Below are 23,082 nucleotides of genomic sequence, written 5' to 3'. Positions count from 1 at the left end.
CCATTTAGACCAGACAGCTCTTTTGCAAATTTGAAATAATAATTCTGTTGGGATTCAGAATTAATCCCAAGTATTGTTCTCCATGGTGATGTGAATTTTAGAAAAATATAATCGTGAAAACATCATCATGGTTCCCAACATCGTAATTTACCTCTACTCATTTATATCTATCGGATTATTTCATTAGGGACTTTAGATAGAGATATATAATTTAATTAATTTTTTTATTGGAATGGAAGAAACCATCCTTTCCACGAGAATTAGTGAGTCAAAATTATAATTTTTCATAGTAAGAAAAACACGTTATTCAAACTAAATTTATTCTAATACTGAATAAGAAAGGAAAAATGACGATAATCATAATGAAAGACTAATTTAACAAAGAGGTGACCCTAAAATGAATGCTGTACAATTAAAACAAGCTATTACTATTAGTTTGACGAAACAGGTACAGGAGACAGCACAAGCGCAAGCTTCTATTATGTTGGAGGGTTTGGCAAAAGTACAAAATAACATTCAAGCTGCACAGGCTAGTCATCCATCGCTTGGTAAAACGATCGATATTCGAGCATAAATTTTCAAACGAAAACGACCGGTTCCCCGGCCGTTTTTTACTTTTTCCGATCGAAAAAGGCACCGTAGCCGTTTGGACCCGCTTCGTTGTAAGAATTCATCGCGAGCTTGCTACGTTGGACGTTATTCAATTGTTGCTGGACACCCTGTTTTCTTACATCTATCAATGGAATAAGTCGTTGATTGATTTCATATATTTGCTCCATCTGTTGCTTTTGAGTAGAGGATAGAGATTCACTATCAACCTTAAACTTTTGAAGTTGAGAAATTAGATTTTCTCGCTCTTCCAATAAAGCCAACCATTCATCTGGTTCAGAATCCTTTACACTCACTACTTGTTCTAAACGAATTGTGGTAGCTAGTATGTTTTCTAACAAGCCTTCGACTGTCTTCTCCATGTTGAGCACCTTATCCTTGTCTCTTGGCCAACTGCATGGCCTCTTTCCAAGTATCGCGGAATTGAACAAATAGGTCTTCTACTTCCAGAAGTATTTCTACGTCCTTACGCATGTTCGATTCAACAGTACGTTGTAGCATATACTCGTAAAGTTTGGAGAACTCTTTGGATATATCGTAGTCATTGTTCAAGGTCGACATGAGCTCGTAAAGGATGTTCTGTACTTTCAGAGATGCCTCGTGGGCCTTTACCATATCTTTTTCATCTAGAGCTGCTTTCGTCTGTTTAATAAACTTAAGCGCTCCGTTATACAGCATCAAAGTCAGATCAGCAGGAGTAGCTGTTGTTACCTGATTGGATTGGTATGTCTGAGCAGCATTTTGTAACATCTGCATCACTCCCTGTTATCGTTGCCCCTGCATTTGTGCAAACCAAGAGCCTTGAGATTGTGCTTTGGACATCGCAGATTCCATCGCGGTGAATTGCTTCCAGTAACGGTTTTCGATCATTTTTAGGCGATCTTCCCAGCGGTCGATATCGCCATCTGTTTGCTTAAGTTTTTTGCCAAGACTACTATCGTCATATGCTTTTCCGGTTGCTCCCGCTTGCTCAGTAACTTTGTCAATAACCTTATTTAATTCGCTATAAAGTCTTTCTGCAACGCCGCTTTCTCTGTACTTTGTAGCCGCATTGCTATCGCCACTGAAGTTGGTAAACAGCTTGGCCACATCGTCACCATTGTTGCGAATCGCTTCACGAAGCTTATTCTCATTAATATACAGCTTTCCATTCTCCTGATAAGCGTTCTTCCCCGAAGGAGGGCCACCTATACCGATCTCAGAAAGTGTATCAAAAGCTGTTTTTACTCCTGCTCCCTGAAGTGGTGTACTGAGAGCACGCCTCATTTCGTGCAATCCGCTTGTTAAAATAGGGTCACGAAGAAGAAGGCCGCTTTTGGCCATGTTTTCCATCTTTTCTGCCGTCTTTTCGGGCAGGGCTTCTTTCTCTTCGTCTAACAACGGCTGATATGACTTATACTTTGGCTCCGATATTTTTTTGTTCATTACATCAATGATGGTATTATATTTATCGACAAAATCTTTAACCATGTTGAAAACAGAGTCTACATCTGTTTTTGTATTAACAATAATTGGATTACCCACATTTTTTTGTTTTAATGTGAAATCAATCCCATCAAACGAGACGTTATTGGTCTTCGATTTATATTCTACTCCATTGATTTTGAAGACCGCTTCCGCACCACCTGATTCGGCAGAAGAAGCCGCATCATTTAAATTGAAATTGTTTCCTGTACCATTACTGGCAATATTAAATGTCTGTCCATCCTCTGAAGCCATAACCAATTTTCCGTTGTAAAAAGTCGCCTTTATTCCCATGTTCGAGGTATTAATTTTACTAATGATATTCTCTAAAGAATCATTCGTTGTTATGTTAATCTCTTTTGATTCTGTTCCTTTTTGAAGGGTCAGTGTATAGTCCAAATCACTTTTTGTCTTGAGGTCCGTTGTTCCCATATCAATTTCAAGTTTTGGCGGTGTGCTTGCCTTCGCAAGCTCAATTACCTCGACAGTATAGGAAGACATAGCCGGATTACCTTTTGACGTAGCAGAAACAATACTATCATTTTCTGAAGAAGCTACTTTCTTATTAAAGCTACTGGACAAACGAAGATTTTTCAAAGAACTTTGCAAATCAGCCAGGAGTGTGTTCATCTCCCTATAGGCATCTCGCTTCCATTCGATTGACGATTTGCTTCGCTGCAGTCGGTTGACTGGCTCACGCTGTGCTTTCATCAAGTCCTTTATCATTTTTTCTGTATCCATTCCAGATGCCATACCGGAAATACGTATACCCATTTTCCTTACCCCCTATCGCTTTTCGTCTACAAGCAAACCGATCATCTCGTGCATTTGTGCTACCATATCCATCATTTTCTTTGATGGAATCTCACGTACTACTGTGTTGTCATGATCACTGACGACCTGAACATAGTATTCGTTGAGCTTTTCATGCAGCGTAAATTTGAGATGTGTAGTGCTCGACTGCATAAACTTGTTCAAACTCTCTACTTCCCTCTCTAAATCCGCACGCGTATGTTTTTTCTCTGGATGATTTTCCGTGACTTGCGCGTCTCCAGATTGGGTTGTTGAATTGCTCCCCATTCCTTGAAACTTGTCGGCATAAGGAATTTTCGTGTTCCCTGCCATGTTGCTCCCTTGGATACTCACACCTTTTCCTCCCCTAATGGTTCCCTTTACCACTAGTATCGGAAAAAAGTGACATGTCATTTACTTTTCGCACCAGACTTTTTCTTTTCTCTCAGAATTGTTTCAATGATTAAAATATCCATCATTGTATCGACGTCTACCGACCGATCCTTCGGCATAGGGTATCCAATCGTTTCTTCATGCAAAAAAGATTTAGTGTTCTTGAGCCACGATGTTCTGGCTACATAGACTGCCCCATTCAGCACATACACGTCCGGTGCATCTTGTCTTCTAAGAACAGGTTTATCTGAGACGATGACTGGCAACAGTGCATTTTCCTCTGATAGTTGGTACATCCAGTAAGGAGATTTATCCGTCAATGTTACAGAAACACAAGCGTTTGCATCCTGATTGATACAACATTCCAGGCATCTATCAATATCCTCTGCGGTTCGAAGTGGAGAGGTTGGCTGCAGCATAACTATATAATCATAATTAGGGAGCATCTCGATGGTATGCAGCACTGGATCGATCCCTGGAGTAGTGTCAAGTGCCAACTCCATCGGACGCATAAATGGGATTTCAGCCCCCCACGCTTTCGCGATTTCTGCTATTTCTATATCCTCTGTAGAAACAACCAAACGGTCTATGTATTTCGATTTCTTTGCTTCCTCAATGGACCAGGCAATCAGCGGTTTATCTGACAATTGGCGGATATTTTTTCTGGATACTCCCTTGGAGCCTCCACGCGCAGGAATCATTGCCAGCACCGACTTATTCTGGATCATCCGAATACCTCCGCAAATTCCATATTTGCTCGCTCGAAATCAGCCATACGTCCAATATCTAGCCAGTATTCGCGTATTGGGAAGGCTATTGTTTGTTGCTCTTCTTTCATCAACTGCTCAAACAGGCTGGGCATGTCCAAATACCGGTTATGCGGAATATTCTTTAGAGCACCTGGACTCAGGACATATATACCTGCGTTTACAAAAAAGCGCTGAGTTGGCTTTTCCTCCATAGCTACAAGCTTTTGTTTTTCTAAAGTAACAACTCCATATGGAATCTGGTGATCGTATTCCCTCACACACATCGTTGCTTGAGCTTGATAGGTCTTGTGAAAGTCGAGAAGCTGATCGAAATTCACTTTCGTCAACAAATCACCATTCATAACAAAAAAAGGATCTTTCGGTAGTTCCGGCAATAAACTGAGTGCCCCCGCAGTTCCCAAGGATTCTTTTTCCTGCAGATAGTGAATGGTAACACCCCATTGACTACCGTCACCAAAGTAATCCTGGATCATTTCAGCCTTGTAATTAACAGAGATATAAAACTTGTGGAAACCCTGCTCGATGAAACTTTGCAAAATGGTCTCCAATAAAGGTTTATTTCCCACTTTTAATAATGGCTTGGGGCAGTCATGTGTAAGAGGATAAAGTCTTGTTCCAAGTCCCCCAGCCATTAGTACTACCCAGTTATCTTTTTTGGTAGGGCGCAATAAATCATTGAGCATCTCTACCTGAACAATCTTGCCATCCTCGTCTACAATAGGAATTTGATGAATCTGCTTGATTTTCATTAGTGCAAGTATGTTCTCACGAGAATCATAAGGAGAAGCAACAGTTGGAAAAGGGTTCATGATCGTTGAGGTCGGATCTTCTAGAGCTTTACCCTTTAACAATCCACGTCGGATATCTCCATCTGTAACCGTTCCTAGGAGTCTTCCGCTCTCATCCGCCACCAAGGCAATTTGACGAGCATTTCTATCAATTATTTCAAGCGTATTGAGGATAGGCGTATTCGGTGATACCAATAGGTCTCTCCAGTTCACCAATCGTCACACCTTTCTGGTTGCTTCTTTTCACAGCCTTCGTGCAGGGACTCCGGCCACCGTGACATTCTCTTCAACATCTTTTACGACTACAGCTCCTGCCCCTACTATGCTGTTTTTCCCGATCGATACACCCTGGATGACGGTTACACCTGTCCCTAGATGAGCACCATCTTGGACTGTTACATTTCCTGACAATATAGCGCCTGGAGCAATGTGAGCATGATGCCCGATCTTCGCATCGTGATCAATCGTTGCACGTGTGTTGACAATTGAATTGACACCAATCTTTGTACCCGTCTGTATGATCACACCAGCCATGACCTGCACCCCTTCTCCCAGGACCACGTCTGGAGAAAGAATAGCTGATGGATGAATAACTGTAGCGAAAGAGTAGCCCTTTTCTTTCCATGATTCGAATATCTGCTTCCGCTTCCGATTGTCCCCAACTGACCCCAGTCCATTGACCAAGAGGATTGTTTCTGGTGAATAACTTTCTACAAGGTCATCGTTACCCAGACATTGTGAATCACCTATTGGTACCGATGAGTGGGGATCGGTATAACCAAGCACATCAAGCCCTCTTAACCGCAAGATCTCCATAAGTACCTTGGCATGACCGCCACCCCCAAGAACAATGTACGACCTCATGGTTGTAACATCTCATCAGCTTCATAATCACGAGTGGCAACCTTTCCGATCCACTCCCAATAATGCATCGGAGAAATGCCTGTTCCCGGACGTTTGGTGGTGAGATTCTCATCTGAGAATAACTCACCCTTTTTGATTGATCTGGAAGCTACGATACTTTTTCTGACAATCCCTCTATTCTTCCATTCTGACATAGTTGGGAGTTTTGTCGAAATTCCTAATGCTTTTTCGACTTGACGAATAGAATCTATCATTTGCTTTAACTCATCAGGTTCAACCGATGCCTTATGGTCTGGCCCAGGCAGATTTTTGTCCAATGTGAAATGCTTTTCAATAACACGAGCACCGCAAGCTACAGCTGCAATTGGGACAGCAATCCCAGCAGTATGATCAGACAAGCCGACAGTTAATCCAAATGCTTGTTGCAAGGTCTCTAAAACTCGCAAATTAACATCCTCATATGGAGCAGGATACTCCGTTGTGCAATGCAGTAACGTAATTTTTTCTCGCAGTACTCGTTGCCCCTCTGCCCCAAAGAAGGCTTTTTCAAACTGATCTTTGGACAGTTCTTCGTTTTTATCAAACAAGTAACCAAATGCGAGAACTCCAAGGGCATCCTCAATATCTCCCAGTGTACTCATACCTGTTGAAAGAATAATGGGGAGCTGCGTTTGAGCAGCTTTTAGCAATAGCGGAGCGTTTGTAATTTCCCCCGATGGGATTTTCAATTGATCGACTTTAATTTCGTTTGCCAGTAAATCGACACTTTCAAGATCAAATGGCGTTGAGAGAAATTGAATACGACTCTCTTTACAACATTTCACAAGCTCCTCATGCATACGCTGATCCATCTCTAGTCTTTTTACCATTTCCAATTGTGTTTCATCATTTCCGGTCGTCTTCTTTTGATAATCAGCCTTATCAGCATACTTGCTAATTATTTTTTCGGCATGAAACGTCTGAAACTTTACAGCATCTGCACCTGCTTCTGCAGCACGATATACTAATTCCTTTGCCAAATCCAAGGAGCCGTTGTGGTTTACACCTGCTTCAGCAATGATAAATGTTTTATTCATTACCACACCTCTTTAAGCAACATGAAAGTTTCTGATGCTTTACATCCGACTGCTGTTCTCTCACTTATTAGCATAAAAAAACAATGCGCACCCACATCTGGGTGCCGATCTCGAATTCAATCAACCATTTGCTTAATTGGCCTCACTCAAATGGTCTTCAAAATACGCCACCAATATCGTGAAAAGATTTTACAAGTAACTTTTCAAGGTTTACCTGTTTTAGTACATTCTTAACCTTACTGGATACGTCTCCCTCACCATAGGGAGAGGTCATATTTTGTATACTTACCTGAAACGATTCTGAAAGTCCTTTATGAATTGCCTCTTTAATTTCGATACTAGATTCTATACAGTCAATAACAGAAAACGGTTTTATCCGCCCCTGTTGTCTATTGCCAATATTAATAGTTGGTTTTTTAAAATACGGTACTTCAATCAATCCGCTAGATGAATTACCGATTACAAGATTACAATGATTGATTGCGCTTAAATATCTGAGTTGCCCCAATGAGGTATAAGCCGCTGCTCTTTGCGAATTGCGATGCACATACTCATCAATCATACGAGAGATTACTCGACCGTCAGTATCAGAATTTGGTTTGGTGAATATTATCTTCGCATCTGGAAACTCATCTAGTGCTGTAAATATTTCATGGACATAGCACTCAGAGCCTTCTTTATTAAGAGTGACAGGATGATAGGTAACTAGAAAGTTTACCGGGCCTAATTCGAATTGAATGGAGTTCTCAAATTCCTTTTTATTGAGCAAATGGAGGTTCTTAATTTGATCAACTCCTATTGCTCCTACATTAAACACTCTTTCAGGTCTTTCTCCCAATTGAATAACCCTTTTTCTATATTCGTCTGCAGCAACAAAATGTAGATGGGCCATTTTTGTAACAGCGTGGCGAATCGCTTCATCGATTACTCCCTCTGTCCTCTCTCCACCATGTAAATGGGCGATAGGTATACGGGCTACCATAGCTGCCTGAGCGCACGCTAAAATTTCAAACCTGTCCCCCAGGACTACAACAATATCTGGCTTTAATCTTTCAAAGGCGTTGGCAAAACCAATCGTAGCTACTCCCATGGATGTTGCAATTCCCACTGGCGTATCACTTGACAGTAGCATTTCAACCTTTTCATCAATATTAAATCCATCTTGATCGATGATTCGATAGGTAGAACCAAACTCCGGAGATAAATGCATACCGGTCGCCACAATTTGCAACTGCAAATCCTGATCTTCTTGGATTTCTCTCATCAACCAATAGAGAAGGCCATATTCCGCACGAGTCCCTGTAACCACGCATATTTTTCTTTTAGACATAAGCAGCCCCCAAAAAGGCACTGCTCGGAATATTAATAATCGTACTTTCTAACTCTCTCGCTACTGTAAGATCCATTTTCGGTACCCCCTCGTACATACCAAGATCACATAGCAGCTTCCATATTGGTCTTGTCATCAAGCCCTGTTCATTCGTCGTTTGTAAGATCTCATCTCGCAGATGACTCCATTCTGGCGCCAACTTTATAGCATTTAGCCAATAATTACTTACCGCAAAATCTGGCTCGGAAAAAAATACGACTCCCTCTACAGTTGAGAATGCTTGTTGATACACCGTAGCCAACATTCTTTTTTGCTTTACCAAATCCGGTAATCTCTCTAATTGTGCACACCCCAGAGCAGCATTGATGTTCGGCATCCTGTAATTATAGCCAATTTCGTCATGAACAAATTCCCACTTATGGGGTAACTTTGCTGTAGTAGTAAGGTGCTTAGCCCACTTTCCCAATTCCTCATCATTGGTTAAAATGGCGCCACCTCCACCTGTTGTCGTGATTTTATTCCCATTGAAGCTTAACGCAGATACTCGTCCCCAATTTCCTGTGTGACGTCCTTTATAAAATGACCCTAACGATTCTGCTGCGTCTTCTATGAGCTCCAACCGGAAACGATCACATACTTCCATCAAAGTATCCAGATCAACCGGATGTCCAAACGTATGCATAGGAACTACCGCTTTTATCCGTCTACCTGTTTGCTTATTATAACAACCATCATTTTTCACTTCGGCAATTTCCTGGAGATACTCCCCCAGTTTTTTTGGATCTAATCCTAGCGTTTTATGACAACTATCAACAAAGTGAGGGATCGCACCAGTGTACGAAATCGCATTTGCGGTCGCTATAAAAGTAAGAGCTGGGAGAAGAACCTCATCATTTCGTTCAACACCAACTAATTTCAGGCAAATATGCAAAGCGGCCGTACCATTTACAACGGCTACAGCGCGCTTTACTCCCGTGTATTCACAAAGCATCTCTTCAAAACGATCTACATACTTCCCTACTGACGAAACCCATCCTGTATCGAGACATTCCTTCACGTAATTCCATTCGTTTCCTTGAAAAACAGGTTCATGAAGTGCAATAAACGCTTTGTCGGATGGCATACATCCTTTAATCGTTGAGCCAATTTTTTCGACTATGTTTCCCTGTCTCATAGGTTGTAGATCCCCGCCTTATACTGGCGCAAATTAGATGGTTCCGTAAACCAATCGATCGTCTCTGACAAACCACGTTTTAATCCATCCACATCGCTATATGATGGCGCCCAACCGAGCAGTTTCTTGGCTTTCGTATTATCTGCCCACAGTCTTTCTACTTCACTCTTATCAGGACGTATACGCTGATCGTCAGTAAGAATTTCAATATCTTGCCCCATTAATTCTGCAATCAAAGTTGCGGTTTGACCAATAGAAACCTCGTAGTTACTACCTATATTAATTACTTCTCCCACCGATTTGTCGGATTGAGCAACAGAAATAAAACCTGAGACTGTATCCTTCACATAATTGAAATCCCTTGTCGGATGCAGCGATCCCAAACGAATCTTGCGCTCACCACTTGCGATTTGCGTAATAATAGTTGGGATTACGGCACGTGCTGATTGTCTTGGACCATAGGTGTTAAATGGGCGAATAATCGAAACTGGAAGATTGAACGAACTATAAAACGACAGTGCTAGTTGATCAGCGCCGATTTTACTTGCAGAATATGGTGATTGCCCTTGTAAAGGGTGCTCTTCTGTAATTGGTACAAATTTCGCCGTACCATATACTTCACTGGTAGAAGTATGCACAACTTTTTCGACTTCCAGTTCACGTGCGGCTTGCAAAATATTGAGCGTGCCTTTTATATTTGTGTCTATGTAAGTATCAGGTGAATGGTAGGAAAATGGAATAGCAATTAGTGCAGCTAAATGTAGGACGATATCACAACCCTGCATCGCCTTTTTGACACCATGAGGATCGCGAATATCTCCAGGGAAGACTTCCAGCTCATCGACTATTTTTTTAGGGGAATAGTCCAACCATCCCCAAGAATTGAAGGAATTATAGTTAACAAAAGCTTTAACATCGTGTCCTTGGCGAACTAGCTCTTCTGTCAAATGAGAGCCGATAAAACCATCAGCACCTGTTACAAGGATTTTTTTTCTCTGTTGTGTCATCATATTTGCTCCACATTCATGTCTTTAGTCGTGATTTCTCGAACAGATTGCTCCAGTAATGGTTTTACTGTTTCCATATCTGCTTGGCACTCTTCGAGATATTGGCTAAACTCCTTCACAACACGCTTAGCTTTACTAAAATCATTTTGACCAAATCTTACTTCAGCGAACATTTTCATTACAGATTCGAACTTCAAAATATTCATGGGCTGCACGAAAATATGGTAATAAACATTCTCTTGCATTTTATCAAAATTACTATCGAATTGATTAAACAGTTTAGAAAGCTGTTTACTATTCAATGTTTGAATAGATTTGTTCATCGCCTCTATCAAATCATTAAATGTCCCTATTATTCGCAATAACTTATTATATTCACTTTCTAACTTGGCTATCTGCTCATTGAAATAATCTATAGAATAATTACTCGTAATTGAATGAATCCATTCCGTACCCACTACTCTTTCTTGGGGCAGCGATTCCTTCATGACCTCATCGAGTGGGATAAATGTGGTGCCTTCTATATGAGCGCCTCGTTTAGTAGTGTTTATAACATTAACGTTTGGGAGCTGACTAATTACCTGCTCCATTTCCTTTCTAAAAGTATCCAACCCTCTATTTGTAAGCACGTCATTTCCTTGGACATCTTTTACAACGATCGCCGTTTCTTTCTGTGTTTCTGTTAATTCATTATTAAATATCATCCCTTGTGCATAAGAACGTTCTTCCAGATAGGCAAGATTTTGCCCCACTAAAATAATTGGATGACATCCAAGTTTGTACAGCAGTTCTAAGGTTATGATTGCAATTGATTTTGATGGTGATACAAATTCAAGATTTTCCCCATCCATTCTCTTTAATACATAAGAGGATAAATAGTCACGGGCTACCAAAAAGTTCGCCATTTCACCAGGGTATTTTTGTAATGTTTCAAACCCAACGGTACTACCATAGATCAACGGAATATCTGTTATTCCTTGTTCAATAACTTTCGAAAAAACATGTTGGTTTTTTTCACTACCATCATACGAACATGCGGCATCTGGATATATCCCTTGCTCTATCAATGAATTAATAGCAGACCCTACCGAAAAAATATATGCAGAACCTTTTTCCTTTATAGCGCGCAAGTTTTCATATTCTTGATCCAAAGACGGTCCTGCCGCAACGAGAATCGCAGGCTTTCCATGAAAGTCCGGAGATTGTTCATGGATCAAATTTGGCGTGCTTATTGTTTTAGGTAAGTTAATGACAGTATTTATCGTATTTCTTTTCGAGAATATCTTATTTGCTACGATTGCTGCTCCTTTGTTAAAAACCGCATTCCGAAATTCTTTCAGAAATTCACTCGTTTCTTGCTTAAAAGCTCTCTCGTAGCTTGGTAACACGATAAGCATTACCTCGTCATTGACTACATCTATGAAATGCTTTAAATTACTTGAAAAATCCTCACCTGCGTACAAATTCCTCAAAAATTTATAATTCCATTTTTCGATTTTTTTATTTGAGAGTAGTGCTTTAAAAATGGAGAGATTTGGCTCATAGACAGAGAAAGAAACTTTAGGATACTTTTCGCAGAAAGCTTCTATATGGTACCCAAGACCAATTCCATAGAAAAAGACATGCTTACTGTCGTTAATCTCTGGAAAGTTGGCGACGACTTTTTCTGCTTCTGTCAAAGGATCATATTTGCTATGTATATACATTTTTCCTGACTCATTCGCAATAGAGAAGGTTAGATTAGCAGACTTAGTAGTTTCCATTTGTATTTCTTGCGCAGTTCCTTCGAAGTTTTCAACCAAGCTCCAGCACTTCGGGAATCTATTTTTCATTATGTTTACATTATCAATTAATATCATAGGCTTGAACCTCTTTCGAAATGATGGTACTTATCTGATCTGACAAGGCGTCGAATTTGGGGATTATTTCATATTGAACGATGTCCCCCAATAAAATGAAGTCTTTCCCTTCAACAGCCTCACTGATAATTTTAACCTCATTAGTAAATGAGAAAAATTTGGGATCAATCTGAATTTGAATAAGCTTCTCCTGATTTTGCAGGATAAAATTCGCTGTTTGTTCAAACCACTGAATCCCTTCCATCAACTGTTCAAGTTTCCCCCATGTAGATGCTCCTGGATCTTGATAACACTCTTCGGATAGTAGTCGTAATTCAGGCAAAGCACGCTCTACATACTCAGAAGTTGATTGCATGATCCCCATAACCAGTTCGTCCAAAGTAATAAATTTCAATTCTATATAGTTTATTGTTTGAAGATGGTCTTCTATATATTCTTCTATATTTTCGAAAACTTCAATGCCATCCACTATTATATGACTAAAAATTTGCTCGTGACGCTCCGCCTCTTCCAAAATCTTCCCAATAAGAGTGGAAGAAGATATATTTACATTGTCAAAATAGAGTTCCTTATCCGATATTAAAAGTTTCATAATTACCTCCATGACTTGACTCTTATTATCCTTATCGACATTTATAAGCTTCTCATTTAGGAACATTATTTGGAAAATGAAAAAGGACTTCTGCAAAAGCAGAAGTCCTTTTAAATCTTAAATTAACGGAGCAATTGCAGAACACCTTGTGGCAATTGGTTAGCTTGTGCCAACATTGCTTGAGAAGCTTGAGTCAAGATGTTATTTTTAGTGAACTGCATTTGCTCTTTCGCCATATCTACGTCGCGGATACGGGATTCAGCTGCAGTCAGGTTTTCGGAAGTGATGTTCAGGTTGTTGATAGTGTTTTCCAAACGGTTTTGGTTCGCACCCAGGTAAGAACGCGATTTGCTGACCATGTTAATAACTGCGTCAATGCTTCCCAGAACAGTAGATGCTCCATTAGCACCACCAACAGAACCAAAGCTCCAACCGCTCACAGCAGTGTGAACACCGCCCAATGAGAAGTTTGCAGTATTCAAGGACAGAGTTTGACCTGCTTCTTGACCAATTTGGATTTTGATTTCAGTAGCAGTGTTAGAGAAAAGATTGATTCCATTGAACTTGGTATTACCTTTAATGTTACCAATCTCTTTAGTCAGTTCGTTAAGTTCTTCTTGCAAGCGAGCGCGGTCATTAACGTCATCCAATGTACCGTTAGCTGCTTGAGTTGCCAATTCTTTAATACGAACGAGCATGTTGTTTACTGTTTGCAAAGCACCCTCAGCCGTTTGGATCAGGGAGATACCATCTTGGGAGTTGCGGGAAGCTTGCTCCATACCACGAATTTGTGCACGCATACGCTCGGAGATAGAAAGACCAGCAGCGTCGTCAGCAGCACGGTTGATGCGGTAACCGGAAGACAGTTTCTCAACGTTTTTCGCCAGGTTGCCACCGTTTACATTCAGTTGACGGTGTGTGTTCATAGCGGACATATTGTGTTGGATAATCATTTACAATTCCTCCTTGAGTTGTCGACAGTCACGTCCCTGTGACTGTTGCTAGATTTTGAGACTGCTCGCAATCGCGCGCTTGCGATTTCATCTCTACACTAATAGTATCGGAATCTTTTCTTCTGTTTGTTAGCGGTTTTAAAGTTTTTTCTTCTATTTCTCAAAAAAAAGATGATCTATTGATCACCTTCCGTTTGTTTCATTTGAATCAAATTTTTTAAAGCCTGCCAATCTGTCTGCTTTATTGTTGCCAACTTATTCTCTTCTTGGATTGCATCATAAATCTCCTTTCGATACACATCCAAGTTTCTCGGTGCCTCAATCCCGAGTCGCACCTGATCTCCCTCAACAGAGATAATCTTGATCTCAATGGCGTCCCCTAACATTATCGACTCATTTTTCTTCCGTGAAAGGACCAGCATGTGGACATCACCTACCCTTGCTCCGCAACAGGTTGAGCGAACAACGACTGGCGGATGGGATACGAATCTTCCTGCAAAATCACTTGTTTACTCATTCGGTTGTCGAGATTGATTACGATAGGAGCTTTTAAATTCACAGTCGCTTCCTGTTTGCCCCGAATCGTAACGATGGAGAACACCGCTACTTGTGATCCATCGTCCATATGCAGAGCTTCTTTGTATACTTCAGGTAACGTAAACTGATAATTTGGGAAGAAAGAAAAAGGATTGATTACCCAGAAGCCTACATCCTTTTCCTCCGTCGACTGGATCAAAAAGAAGGGATTATCCTCTTCCTGTATCAACTGAAAAAATTGCAAATGGGAAAACCCCGGTATGCCATCTTCAAAAAATAGCTTACCCAATTCCACTTGTTCATTTGTGTTCATGTTTTCCCCTCACTTACATTAGTTGATCCATTTGACTTCCTACAACATCAATCTTAAGGCTGTTATATTGAATCATATATGGCTCTACCTTACCAGGTGTATAGGAAAGCTCTGGCGGTCTTGTTACAGGATTAATACTCATGCCATTTCGTTTTACATTGATGACAACTGGTTTTACTTGGATACTTACATCTACTCCTTCGTCGTTGGAAGTTGCAGGTGGCCTGTATCCACCTTCCAATACCCTCAAGCCCTTTTCCCTGCCAATCGCAGCAATAGCATTCTCTTTTGTATATATTCTCATCAATCGGTCGCCCTCTTGACTTTTCTCCGCAATTGCCTGCAGCCATTTCTCTTCGCCATAGGCTGCATTCTTGTCACTAAACTGCATAGAGGTCATGATACCAATGTTCGCACGAGCTTGGCTCGAATCGATTTGTAATTCAGTTCTTGCCTGCTCAATGGTGAGCTCTGCTGGTTTCTGACTTAGATTCATTTCTGCCTGAGGCTGTTTAATTTCTTGTACAGGTTTCCTCACTTGTAAACCTAACTGGGCAAATGTACTCTCCATCCGTATCTGTGGAATTTGCATCATGCATCCCCCTTCTAATCACTACCTTAAGAAGTCAAGCAGGGTTGGTTGAATGATACGGGCACCAGATCCCAAGGCAGCTGAATGCACACTTTCTTGTGTCTTTAAATCCGTCATTACTTCTGCCATATCGGCATCTTCATTTTTTGACATCAGCCCAGTAATGTTAACTTCTTGAGAATGTAACCGCTCAGCAATTAAGTCTACTCGGTTTACACTTGCTCCAAGTGAGGCCCTCTCTGCTAACAGTTTATCGTACTGCTGGTCCAAGCTCGATATAAATTGTGAAGCACCTCTACCATTATTCAGCTCAGTCATGATGTTATCAAGAACTTTAAACATATTATTCGCATTATCAGGGAAATTGAATATGTTTTGCGCATTGATATTCGACGTCACAAACACATTCTGACTCACTTCCAAGTTAATTGGAGAATTATTGGTACTAACAAAATCTCCATTCCCACCATTTGCGGTCGAATCATAAGGGGCTTTGTTCGTATCTGTGCCTGCAAATATATACTTCCCGTTAATTTGCTGATTGGCGAGCGTCCCCAGATGGTTCTTCAACTCCTGAACTTCAGACCCCATTGTTTTCAAATCCTCAGGGGATACGGCTCCATCACCAGAATATACGAGCAGCTCTTTAATACGTTTCAAAACATTCCCCACTTCATCCATGGTACCATCCGTCATATCCATCCAAGACTGTGCTTCACTTACATTTCGCTTGTATTGGTCATTTTCCATCAATGAAGACCGATAAAACATCCCACGAGCTGCTACTACAGGATCATCGGATGGCTTTGCAATTTTGCTACCGGACGAAAGCTGATCTTGTAGCTTATCCATATTACGCATGGAATTGTGTAAATTCCGCAGCATATTACTATTCAACATATTCTGCGTCACACGTACTGCCATAATCTATTCCCTCCTAATTAGAGGCCCACTCGGCCCATGCCGTTGATGACTTTGTCTAAAATTTCGTCCATGCTTGTCATGACACGAGCAGAAGCACTGTATGCATGCTGGTATTTCACCATTTCTGCCATTTCGTCATCGATCGATACGCCAGATACTGATTGACGTTGATTGTCTACAGTACCCACGAGCATTTCAGAGTTTAATTGGTTACGCTCAGCTTCCTGGGCATCAACACCCAATTGGCTGATTGTGTAGCGATAGTAGTTATCCAACGTAGAGCTTTCTGCCAAATCATTAGGCTTTGAACCTGCCGGCAAAACTTTGAACTTGATTGAAGCGATAGCTAGAGCGCTCTTATTATTCCCTACAGGAGTGCCGCCAGCTTCTGCTTGTGCGGCCGCGATGGCATCCAAGCTCTTCATGATCTCCGGATTAACAACCAGGCTGGATGCGCTCGTTGGGTAATTTTTTGAAGCAGGATTTGTTGCCAAAGAGTTCGCATCCACGAAGAATGGCAGATCCTGTACAGTGCCATTGTTAATATCACTCAAGCTTCGACCTGCCCGATGCAGATCGTTGATTTCCTTCGTCAGATTCACCGCCAAAACATCCAAACGTTTTAGCATGCCCGGCACAATCTGATCACGAGATTGTAACGTTCCTGCCATATAGCCGGTTGTTGGCACAAATCCCGCTCCACCCAACGTCATGTCACTCATGCCTGTAATTGGGTTTTGTACAGTAGCTACTGGCTGTGATGTAATCCCTGTTACAAAATCGCGACCTTCAATCGTCACGTTTACCATACCAGCAGTTGACTGAGTTGCACGGACCTCCACCAACTTGGAGAGCTTGTCCAAAAGCACGTCACGTTGGTCATAGAGATCATTTGGCTGATAGCCATGCGGTACCACGTTTGCAATCTGGTTGTTCAAGTTTGCAATCTGTTGACCCAGAGAGTTGATCTCCATCGATTTTACATTGACCACGTTATTCAGATCAGTTTGTACTTCCTTGATGTGATTGGTTAGCGTATTAAACGTGTCCGCTACTGCCTTGCTTCGTTCCCGAACAACCGCACGAGCAGAAGTATCTGTCGGGTCTTTGGCCAAGTCTTGCCATGCTTGCCACATCTGGTCCATAACCTTTTGCAAACCAGTGTCAGACGGCTCATTCATGATGCCTTCTAATTTCTCCAACGTTTCCAAGCGACCATCCCAGTAGCCTTGACGCTTGTATTCGTTCCGATACTGAATATCCAAAAACTCTTCCCGCAACCGCTGAATACTAGTAGCTTGAACCCCTGTCCCCAGCAACCCTGGCTCGATACTTGCTTGCATCCCTACATAAGGCAAACCAGTCGTAGCCTGCATATTCACGCGCTGGCGACTGTAACCTTCCGTATTCGCATTGGAGATGTTGTGTCCCGTTGTATTTAGCGCGGACTGTTGAGCGAACAAGCCGCGTTTGCTGACTTCAATTCCATGAAAAGTAGAGCGCATTTCGACACCTCTTTACGCTTTTTTATTGAAAAAAGTTCGATTAGCCTGACGATACGTATCCGAGGTCGGCCTTCCGTAGATGAAGTCGTCCTCGGGCGTATCCGTGATCAGGTCGAGCGTCATGTTGACAAAAGAAAGGGATTGCTCCAGTAACTGCTGATTCAGGTCGTTAGCATCGCGCAGTTCGGTCACAATCCGGCTTAGCTCATTACGACAGGAAGTGAGTCGCATCTTCTCTTCCGCACTGGTCGTCAACTTGATCAATTCAGACAGTGTGCCTTCTTGCAGCGCAAAGCCCTTCTTTGTTGTCAGTTCTTTTACGACTTGCTGGCGGGCTGCTTCAGCCTCTGTGACGCCCTTGATCAGTTTTTGCTCCTGGCGTGTAATGGCTATAAGTTCATCCACATTTCCTTTTACCAGCACTTCCTTCTTGTGCATGGCTAAGGTGTACAAGGCTTTGTGCAACTGGATCAAGTTGTCGAGCAGATCGTAGAGTCTATTCATTCCTTGCTTCTCCTCATCTTCCATCGAAAACTATTCAAAGAGGCTTTATTAAAAAGCCCTCTTCAGATCTATGTTACAGCTTTTTCCAAAAGGACAGGAGCTTATCAGCGATCCGCTCACTTGAGACGTGATATTTTCCTTCCTCCACTTGCTTCTTCAACTGCTCCACTTTTTCCCGACGTTGTGGAGAGTTGACATCTTCTACTTGCTTTTGCATTTCCAGCGCTTCTGTGGAAATGTTCACTTCATCCTTGCCCATCGGGATTTTACCGCTTTTGCCTACCTGGTTGTTGCCTGTCTTGTTGTAAGCATTGATCATCCCGACACGGTTAGATTCATTAATCCGCATCTGATTACCATCCTCTCATACCAACGGTCTTTTCATAGAAAAAACCGATGACACCTCTTAGTAGTATCATCGGCAATTTCATCATGTACGATTAGTTTTTTTGCACAAAACTATTCGTCACTATTCCGCTTTCTTCGATAAGCTGCCTGAGCCAGACCAGCGCGTTGGAATTCCTCTAATCGTTGCTCTACCTCGATTTGTTGCGTGATTTCATGCTTCAAGCCTTTTAGACAAGATTCGCAAATGTTGCCTGCTCGAATCAAAAAACCGCAGCGCTCACATGGATAGCCAAGATTTGGACTACCAGCAACCGAAATGCGCCCTTCCTTGATAAACTTTGTGATTTGCCTCACGCTCACCCCAGTGGCTTCGCTCACCTGGTGAATATTCGAGCCGCGATTTTCTCGCTTGCGCAAAAACTGGGCGCATGCTTCATATTCTTGTTCCACTTCTTTATAGCATTTGGGGCAAATGTCACGGGCTGCTTGTACAAATACAGCATCACACCGCGAGCAGTTTGCCAACTTGCCCATCGACATATCGGACAACCCCTTTTCCGTTCAGAAAGTTCATACGGTTCCACTACCGTTATATGCCTACATCATAGCTTAATTTTTCCAAACTGGCTATCGGTATATTGTCAAGGAATATACTTCACAGCTTGGCCCCAAATGTTCTTTGATTGCCTTCGCGCACGAACGCAATGTCGAACCAGTCGTATAAATATCGTCAAGGAGCAGGATTGTAGCAGCAGAGGGAATATCCTGTCCACCCCACACAAAAGCTTCGCGCATGCTTTCGTGACGTGCTGCGCGCCCTTTTTGCTTGCTCAGCTTTGGGGTGTCCTTCGTCCGGAGAAGCAACGGCTTGACAGGAATTTTGATTGCTGCTCCTAAATGGCGAGCCAGCAAGTCAACCTGATTGAAGCCACGTTCCCGCAATCGTTGTGGATGTAGAGGAACCGTCGTGATACAGGTAAACCCTATAGACCTGTAATAACGCTGAACGGTAATGGCGAGAAGCGTACCGTAGTATAAAGCTAGCCGCTCATCACCGCGGTATTTAAACAATCCGAGCAAATCCTTCTCTCCCTTTTCATAGCGAAGCAAACTCCGATTTGCCACTAAACTCTGACCATCTTCCCCATGAACACAATCCCTGCATAGTCCTTCGTTGCCGATACTAGCCTGCAACTCCCTATCACGCCCGCACCGTTGGCAAATCTCTTGCCCAATCAATGGCAAAGCATCAAGGCAAACTCCACACAACATAATTCCTTTTAACATGCGATAGGTGACCGGATAGCCCACCTGATCCGATAGCTGCCGCGCCTTTTCTCGAGCGACCGATTCCTTTTGGAATGCTACGATACGTCCACCACAACGGACACACATCCCACTGGTCATGAAGGGCCTCTTTGTTCCGCGAGCTTTTTAGCCAAGGAGTTCATCTGTGAAATCTGTCTGAAAGCTCGCTTTGGAGAAGTAGATCGTTCTGCTTGCAAAAATAGAACGCTACCCGACGTATCATCAACCGATCGCCCTACTCGCCCTGCTATCTGGACCAATGACGCCTCGTCAAAAACAGGTGCCTCCGCACCTACCACTACTACGTCGCTCCTCGGTATGGTCACACCCCGCTCCAGAATCGTTGTCGTCACCATGACGGTATACTGTTTTTTTCGAAATGCGAGTACCTTCTCCTCCCGCATAGGGTCTGCCGCGTGGACTCCTGCCATCTCCCCTGCGTGAGCAGGAACCCACTTTTGAAGATATGATAGCACCCTGTCAATATCATCAACTCGAGGGACAAAAACAAAAACTTGGCGTCCTTCATTTAAGGAGTGTTTCACCGTGTCTATTAGCGGCGCCACGACTCGATCCGTCTGAACGCGCTTGTGTAAGCCTTGTACCGTGAGAATCTTGGGGACAGGAAGGGCAGCACCATGATAGCGTCCCGGCAACAAAACATGCGTATCAGAGAATAGCGGTATCGGGCCAGACGAGCCTAGGGTTGAGCGCCCTTTTCTAACGAGCCGCTTTTGTAAATATCCCGGAGGTGTCGCGCTTAAATAAAGAAGCTTCCCATTCTTCTTCACTGCTCTGGATAGAGCGCGATACAAAATAGGATCATTATGATAAGGGAACGCGTCGGCCTCGTCGAGAACCACCAGCAAAAAACGCCGATGGTAGCGCATGACCTGATGCGTGGTCGCAATCGTGATGTCACTCTCTTCCCACTTCTCCGCGCTTGAACCGTGGACGGCAATCACTTTAGCCCCTGGGAAGACCCGCTGAATACGCGGAGCCAGCTCCAACACGACGTCTTTTCGAGGTGTCGCAATCAAAACGCGACCGCCAGCAGCAAGTGCCTCTGTAACAGAAGGGAATAACAATTCTGTTTTGCCCGCTCCACAAACTGCCCAGATCAAAAACTCCGCCAGCCCTGGCCTCGGATTAGCTACAAAGCAACGCGCTCGCTCCGCTGCCCGCGATTGATCTGCCGAATACTTTCCCGCCCACTCCAATCTCGCCACATTCTGCAAGTGTTCTGCGCTACGGAGAAGGGATGACCCTACATCCATTAAAAAATATGGCGTGCAACACTTACTCCTGCCCATCCCTAAACAAGCTGTGCAATAAGCGCAGCCTTGCTCACATGTATGACAAAAAGTGAACTCAACCTTCTCTCCTGCACTTCCACAGCGTTCACAGACCAGCTCCAGCCGATTCCGCCACCATCCTTTTGTGACCGTAAAACGAATGCTGGGTCGCCACTCCGCTTTGTTTTCAAGCACGAATGAATGCAAAATGGCTGACAAATCATGCACGTCCACCCCTCGCTTTTTCAGCAAGGACTCCACTTCATCCCAAAGGAGTGCACGCCCGTCCAAAATCTCTCTCAAAACAGCTTCTTGTGAATTCTCGTGCGATGAGCTCCTTCGAAGAAGTTCACGACCACCCGAATAGCCCAACCGAGCACCCGGCAATTTCCCTGATTCTTTACTACCTCGATACGAAACTTCCACACTCTCCTCAACCGACTCCCAAGAAAACCACTCCTTCTCGCGGCGGTCCTGTACGCTCACTGCTTCCCGTCCGTATAAACCGCTCGCTTCGCACACGCTACTTACCGCCAGTTCCCTCAACTCTTTTACATATCCATCAGTCAGCATCCGTCCTTTACCGACTTGTTCCATCAAATACCCGTTCACCATCGCACGCAAGGAAAAAGCGAGAGCAAGCGACGACGTCTTTCCGATGACATGCAGGACACACCCTTCTCTCTCCTGCCAAAAAGAACGATCTACAGAAAAGCTCGGCGTAACATAAGTCTGCACCCGTGGTATCGATCCGCCGCAAGCTTTGATATACAGCAAATACTCACGCATACGCTCACTCCTCCACACTCTTGCTCTTAGTGTGCAAAAAGACAGACTGGTCCAGCAAATAAATTTCGGAACCAGAATCAGATCATAGAGAAATAAAAAAGCCGCCGATCTATTGTCGACAGCTCGTAATATTTACGCTCAGCAAACCTTTATGCTCCCTCTTTTTTCTCCCGCAGATCAATGACGATGGTTTCAGCCGCCATCTCCTCCTGTACGTCTCCCAAGCAATAACCGTACGGATAACGATTCAAGACGGCTGTCATCTGTTTCGTATCATCGCCAGATCCATCATCTATCAAGGTAATTCGGATCGGTCTGCCACTCCAATACGAGCGAAACAGCAGACTCCTCACTACACGTTCCAGCACCTGTTCCGAATTGCGCACCAGCAACCGATAATGCTCATGCGGGAGCTCGCTCGCACTATCCGTCCGATTGGTCCAGCGCTCCGCGATCATTACCAACAAAGAGGAGCAGCCAAATGCTGCCAAAAGCCATACAATCAGCTCTTCCATCACGGTCATACCTCCTCCTATACCAAGGTATGCCGCATGGCTTGAACAGCGTGCAAATAGCAAGCGCTTCCTACAATTTCACCCAGCCGTTTTTAATGGAGATGACAACAGCTTGTGTTCGGTCTTGAACATTGAGCTTTTGCAAAATGCTGCTGACGTGATTTTTAACCGTCTTTTCACTAATAAACAAGAATTCCCCAATGGCACGATTGCTTTTCCCTTCTGCCATCAGCTGCAATACTTCCCGCTCGCGACGGGTAAGCGATTCGATCACTTTTGGATCGATGGACTGCGATTCATCCACGGAGAAGCTACGCTCTGCCGTCCCTTCCTGCTCGCTCAGACGACGGAATTCTTCAATCAGCTTGCCCGTCACCTTCGGATGTATGTATGCACCACCACTCGCCACTACACGCACAGCGTCAACGAGGTCTGACGTTCCCATTTCCTTCAGCAAGTAGCCAGACGCTCCAGCTCGGAGTGTACGATACACATATCCTTCATCATCATGAATCGAGAGCATAATCACACGAGTAGAAGGACTTACCGAAATCACATTTTCTGCAGCAGAAACGCCATTTATGTTCGGCATATTAATATCCATCAACAAGACATCCGGCTTGTGCTCTTCCGCCAATACTGTGGCTTCTCCTCCGTCCGCACCTTCCCCGACGACCTTGAAATCTTCTTCCATTTCCAATATTCGCTTTACGCCTTCGCGAAATAATTGATGGTCATCCACAATCACTATGCGGAGTTCTTGCTGTCTCTTATCCATGGT

General features: G+C 43.2%; 27 protein-coding genes. 1 reads left to right on the top strand and 26 read right to left on the bottom strand.

Features of this window, described 5'->3' with window-relative positions; all coding sequences use genetic code 11:
• Window positions 1-397 precede the first annotated feature (397 nt).
• Window positions 398-574, top strand: coding sequence for a putative motility protein (locus tag E8L90_RS26205; protein WP_137032090.1), 177 nt, complete (start codon window positions 398-400; stop codon window positions 572-574).
• A gap of 37 nt (window positions 575-611) precedes the next feature.
• Here the strand turns inward: E8L90_RS26205 and fliT are convergent, their stop codons facing one another.
• From fliT to E8L90_RS26075, 26 genes are all read right to left on the bottom strand, one after another.
• A complete protein-coding gene (gene fliT / locus E8L90_RS26200) occupies window positions 612-971 on the bottom strand; it encodes a flagellar protein FliT (protein WP_137032088.1) in 360 nt (119 codons plus the stop codon).
• 10 nt (window positions 972-981) lie between these two features.
• Window positions 982-1,359: a flagellar export chaperone FliS gene (gene fliS / locus E8L90_RS26195; protein ID WP_137032086.1), complete on the bottom strand. Its 378-nt coding sequence runs from the start codon at window positions 1,357-1,359 to the stop codon at window positions 982-984.
• A gap of 15 nt (window positions 1,360-1,374) precedes the next feature.
• Window positions 1,375-2,847, bottom strand: a complete 1,473-nt coding sequence (fliD, locus tag E8L90_RS26190) for a flagellar filament capping protein FliD (protein WP_137032084.1) — start codon at window positions 2,845-2,847, stop codon at window positions 1,375-1,377.
• A 12-nt stretch (window positions 2,848-2,859) separates the two neighbouring features.
• Window positions 2,860-3,219: a flagellar protein FlaG gene (flaG, locus tag E8L90_RS26185; protein ID WP_244297388.1), complete on the bottom strand. Its 360-nt coding sequence runs from the start codon at window positions 3,217-3,219 to the stop codon at window positions 2,860-2,862.
• 56 nt (window positions 3,220-3,275) lie between these two features.
• Window positions 3,276-3,986 carry an acylneuraminate cytidylyltransferase family protein gene (locus E8L90_RS26180; protein WP_137032082.1) on the bottom strand — a complete coding sequence of 237 codons (711 nt, stop codon included), beginning with the start codon at window positions 3,984-3,986 and terminating at the stop codon, window positions 3,276-3,278.
• Entirely contained in the window at window positions 3,983-5,032 is a 1,050-nt protein-coding gene (locus E8L90_RS26175; RefSeq protein ID WP_137032080.1) for a nucleotidyltransferase family protein, read from the bottom strand. The genes E8L90_RS26180 and E8L90_RS26175 overlap by 4 nt, the downstream gene beginning before the upstream one ends.
• Window positions 5,033-5,059: 27 nt before the next feature.
• On the bottom strand, window positions 5,060-5,680 hold the full coding sequence (locus E8L90_RS26170) for an acetyltransferase (protein ID WP_137032079.1): 621 nt from the start codon (window positions 5,678-5,680) through the stop codon (window positions 5,060-5,062).
• Window positions 5,677-6,756: an N-acetylneuraminate synthase gene (gene neuB / locus E8L90_RS26165; protein WP_137032077.1), complete on the bottom strand. Its 1,080-nt coding sequence runs from the start codon at window positions 6,754-6,756 to the stop codon at window positions 5,677-5,679. Before neuB ends, E8L90_RS26170 begins: the two co-directional genes overlap by 4 nt.
• A gap of 157 nt (window positions 6,757-6,913) precedes the next feature.
• Window positions 6,914-8,086: a UDP-N-acetylglucosamine 2-epimerase gene (gene neuC / locus E8L90_RS26160; RefSeq protein ID WP_137032075.1), complete on the bottom strand. Its 1,173-nt coding sequence runs from the start codon at window positions 8,084-8,086 to the stop codon at window positions 6,914-6,916.
• Window positions 8,079-9,260: a LegC family aminotransferase gene (locus E8L90_RS26155; RefSeq protein ID WP_137032073.1), complete on the bottom strand. Its 1,182-nt coding sequence runs from the start codon at window positions 9,258-9,260 to the stop codon at window positions 8,079-8,081. Before E8L90_RS26155 ends, neuC begins: the two co-directional genes overlap by 8 nt.
• Window positions 9,257-10,267: an NAD-dependent 4,6-dehydratase LegB gene (locus E8L90_RS26150; protein ID WP_137032071.1), complete on the bottom strand. Its 1,011-nt coding sequence runs from the start codon at window positions 10,265-10,267 to the stop codon at window positions 9,257-9,259. Before E8L90_RS26150 ends, E8L90_RS26155 begins: the two co-directional genes overlap by 4 nt.
• Complete coding sequence (locus E8L90_RS26145) at window positions 10,267-12,126, bottom strand: motility associated factor glycosyltransferase family protein (RefSeq protein ID WP_137032069.1); 1,860 nt, start codon at window positions 12,124-12,126, stop codon at window positions 10,267-10,269. The genes E8L90_RS26150 and E8L90_RS26145 overlap by 1 nt, the downstream gene beginning before the upstream one ends.
• On the bottom strand, window positions 12,113-12,718 hold the full coding sequence (locus E8L90_RS26140) for a hypothetical protein (RefSeq protein WP_137032067.1): 606 nt from the start codon (window positions 12,716-12,718) through the stop codon (window positions 12,113-12,115). The genes E8L90_RS26145 and E8L90_RS26140 overlap by 14 nt, the downstream gene beginning before the upstream one ends.
• A 122-nt stretch (window positions 12,719-12,840) precedes the next feature.
• Window positions 12,841-13,671: a flagellin N-terminal helical domain-containing protein gene (locus E8L90_RS26135; protein ID WP_137032065.1), complete on the bottom strand. Its 831-nt coding sequence runs from the start codon at window positions 13,669-13,671 to the stop codon at window positions 12,841-12,843.
• 176 nt (window positions 13,672-13,847) lie between these two features.
• Window positions 13,848-14,093 carry a carbon storage regulator CsrA gene (gene csrA / locus E8L90_RS26130; RefSeq protein WP_137032063.1) on the bottom strand — a complete coding sequence of 82 codons (246 nt, stop codon included), beginning with the start codon at window positions 14,091-14,093 and terminating at the stop codon, window positions 13,848-13,850.
• Between the two features lie 11 nt (window positions 14,094-14,104).
• On the bottom strand, window positions 14,105-14,521 hold the full coding sequence (gene fliW, locus E8L90_RS26125) for a flagellar assembly protein FliW (RefSeq protein WP_137032062.1): 417 nt from the start codon (window positions 14,519-14,521) through the stop codon (window positions 14,105-14,107).
• A 13-nt stretch (window positions 14,522-14,534) separates the two neighbouring features.
• Window positions 14,535-15,113: a DUF6470 family protein gene (locus tag E8L90_RS26120; protein WP_137032060.1), complete on the bottom strand. Its 579-nt coding sequence runs from the start codon at window positions 15,111-15,113 to the stop codon at window positions 14,535-14,537.
• Window positions 15,114-15,134: 21 nt separating this feature from the next.
• Window positions 15,135-16,037: a flagellar hook-associated protein FlgL gene (gene flgL / locus E8L90_RS26115; RefSeq protein ID WP_137032058.1), complete on the bottom strand. Its 903-nt coding sequence runs from the start codon at window positions 16,035-16,037 to the stop codon at window positions 15,135-15,137.
• Between the two features lie 17 nt (window positions 16,038-16,054).
• Window positions 16,055-17,542 (bottom strand): flagellar hook-associated protein FlgK, encoded by a 1,488-nt coding sequence (flgK, locus tag E8L90_RS26110; protein WP_137032057.1) that lies wholly within the window; start codon window positions 17,540-17,542, stop codon window positions 16,055-16,057.
• A 12-nt stretch (window positions 17,543-17,554) separates the two neighbouring features.
• Window positions 17,555-18,046, bottom strand: coding sequence for a flagellar protein FlgN (locus E8L90_RS26105; RefSeq protein ID WP_137032055.1), 492 nt, complete (start codon window positions 18,044-18,046; stop codon window positions 17,555-17,557).
• Window positions 18,047-18,119: 73 nt separating this feature from the next.
• On the bottom strand, window positions 18,120-18,395 hold the full coding sequence (gene flgM / locus E8L90_RS26100; RefSeq protein WP_137032053.1) for a flagellar biosynthesis anti-sigma factor FlgM: 276 nt from the start codon (window positions 18,393-18,395) through the stop codon (window positions 18,120-18,122).
• 110 nt (window positions 18,396-18,505) lie between these two features.
• On the bottom strand, window positions 18,506-18,934 hold the full coding sequence (locus E8L90_RS26095) for a TIGR03826 family flagellar region protein (protein WP_137032051.1): 429 nt from the start codon (window positions 18,932-18,934) through the stop codon (window positions 18,506-18,508).
• 87 nt (window positions 18,935-19,021) lie between these two features.
• Complete coding sequence (locus E8L90_RS26090) at window positions 19,022-19,801, bottom strand: ComF family protein (RefSeq protein WP_137032049.1); 780 nt, start codon at window positions 19,799-19,801, stop codon at window positions 19,022-19,024.
• On the bottom strand, window positions 19,798-21,786 hold the full coding sequence (locus tag E8L90_RS26085; RefSeq protein ID WP_137032047.1) for an ATP-dependent helicase ComFA: 1,989 nt from the start codon (window positions 21,784-21,786) through the stop codon (window positions 19,798-19,800). The genes E8L90_RS26090 and E8L90_RS26085 overlap by 4 nt, the downstream gene beginning before the upstream one ends.
• Window positions 21,787-21,935: 149 nt before the next feature.
• Window positions 21,936-22,301: a glycosyltransferase family A protein gene (locus E8L90_RS26080; RefSeq protein WP_137033616.1), complete on the bottom strand. Its 366-nt coding sequence runs from the start codon at window positions 22,299-22,301 to the stop codon at window positions 21,936-21,938.
• Window positions 22,302-22,371: 70 nt separating this feature from the next.
• Window positions 22,372-23,079 carry a response regulator gene (locus E8L90_RS26075; RefSeq protein WP_137032045.1) on the bottom strand — a complete coding sequence of 236 codons (708 nt, stop codon included), beginning with the start codon at window positions 23,077-23,079 and terminating at the stop codon, window positions 22,372-22,374.
• Window positions 23,080-23,082 lie beyond the last annotated feature (3 nt).

The sequence above is a fragment of the Brevibacillus antibioticus genome, assembly GCF_005217615.1.
GTDB lineage: Bacteria > Bacillota > Bacilli > Brevibacillales > Brevibacillaceae > Brevibacillus > Brevibacillus antibioticus.
The sequence above is the reverse complement of the archived record's forward strand: the minus strand, read 5'-3'. Positions and strand labels throughout refer to the sequence as shown.

Coding starts and splice junctions, on each gene's coding strand:
- E8L90_RS26090 (WP_137032049.1), bottom strand. CDS start 19,801: ATGACCAGTGGGATGTGTGTCCGTTGTGGTGGACGTATCGTAGCATTC.
- E8L90_RS26105 (WP_137032055.1), bottom strand. CDS start 18,046: ATGAATAGACTCTACGATCTGCTCGACAACTTGATCCAGTTGCACAAA.
- flgM (WP_137032053.1), bottom strand. CDS start 18,395: ATGCGGATTAATGAATCTAACCGTGTCGGGATGATCAATGCTTACAAC.
- E8L90_RS26205 (WP_137032090.1), top strand. CDS start 398: ATGAATGCTGTACAATTAAAACAAGCTATTACTATTAGTTTGACGAAA.
- E8L90_RS26080 (WP_137033616.1), bottom strand. CDS start 22,301: ATGGAAGAGCTGATTGTATGGCTTTTGGCAGCATTTGGCTGCTCCTCT.
- E8L90_RS26180 (WP_137032082.1), bottom strand. CDS start 3,986: ATGATCCAGAATAAGTCGGTGCTGGCAATGATTCCTGCGCGTGGAGGC.
- flgK (WP_137032057.1), bottom strand. CDS start 17,542: ATGCGCTCTACTTTTCATGGAATTGAAGTCAGCAAACGCGGCTTGTTC.
- E8L90_RS26085 (WP_137032047.1), bottom strand. CDS start 21,786: ATGCGTGAGTATTTGCTGTATATCAAAGCTTGCGGCGGATCGATACCA.
- flgL (WP_137032058.1), bottom strand. CDS start 16,037: ATGGCAGTACGTGTGACGCAGAATATGTTGAATAGTAATATGCTGCGG.
- E8L90_RS26170 (WP_137032079.1), bottom strand. CDS start 5,680: ATGAGGTCGTACATTGTTCTTGGGGGTGGCGGTCATGCCAAGGTACTT.
- E8L90_RS26145 (WP_137032069.1), bottom strand. CDS start 12,126: ATGATATTAATTGATAATGTAAACATAATGAAAAATAGATTCCCGAAG.
- E8L90_RS26135 (WP_137032065.1), bottom strand. CDS start 13,671: ATGATTATCCAACACAATATGTCCGCTATGAACACACACCGTCAACTG.
- E8L90_RS26140 (WP_137032067.1), bottom strand. CDS start 12,718: ATGAAACTTTTAATATCGGATAAGGAACTCTATTTTGACAATGTAAAT.
- fliT (WP_137032088.1), bottom strand. CDS start 971: ATGGAGAAGACAGTCGAAGGCTTGTTAGAAAACATACTAGCTACCACA.
- E8L90_RS26075 (WP_137032045.1), bottom strand. CDS start 23,079: ATGGATAAGAGACAGCAAGAACTCCGCATAGTGATTGTGGATGACCAT.
- fliW (WP_137032062.1), bottom strand. CDS start 14,521: ATGAACACAAATGAACAAGTGGAATTGGGTAAGCTATTTTTTGAAGAT.
- E8L90_RS26120 (WP_137032060.1), bottom strand. CDS start 15,113: ATGCAAATTCCACAGATACGGATGGAGAGTACATTTGCCCAGTTAGGT.
- fliD (WP_137032084.1), bottom strand. CDS start 2,847: ATGGGTATACGTATTTCCGGTATGGCATCTGGAATGGATACAGAAAAA.
- neuB (WP_137032077.1), bottom strand. CDS start 6,756: ATGAATAAAACATTTATCATTGCTGAAGCAGGTGTAAACCACAACGGC.
- fliS (WP_137032086.1), bottom strand. CDS start 1,359: ATGTTACAAAATGCTGCTCAGACATACCAATCCAATCAGGTAACAACA.
- E8L90_RS26150 (WP_137032071.1), bottom strand. CDS start 10,267: ATGACACAACAGAGAAAAAAAATCCTTGTAACAGGTGCTGATGGTTTT.
- csrA (WP_137032063.1), bottom strand. CDS start 14,093: ATGCTGGTCCTTTCACGGAAGAAAAATGAGTCGATAATGTTAGGGGAC.
- neuC (WP_137032075.1), bottom strand. CDS start 8,086: ATGTCTAAAAGAAAAATATGCGTGGTTACAGGGACTCGTGCGGAATAT.
- E8L90_RS26095 (WP_137032051.1), bottom strand. CDS start 18,934: ATGTCGATGGGCAAGTTGGCAAACTGCTCGCGGTGTGATGCTGTATTT.
- E8L90_RS26155 (WP_137032073.1), bottom strand. CDS start 9,260: ATGAGACAGGGAAACATAGTCGAAAAAATTGGCTCAACGATTAAAGGA.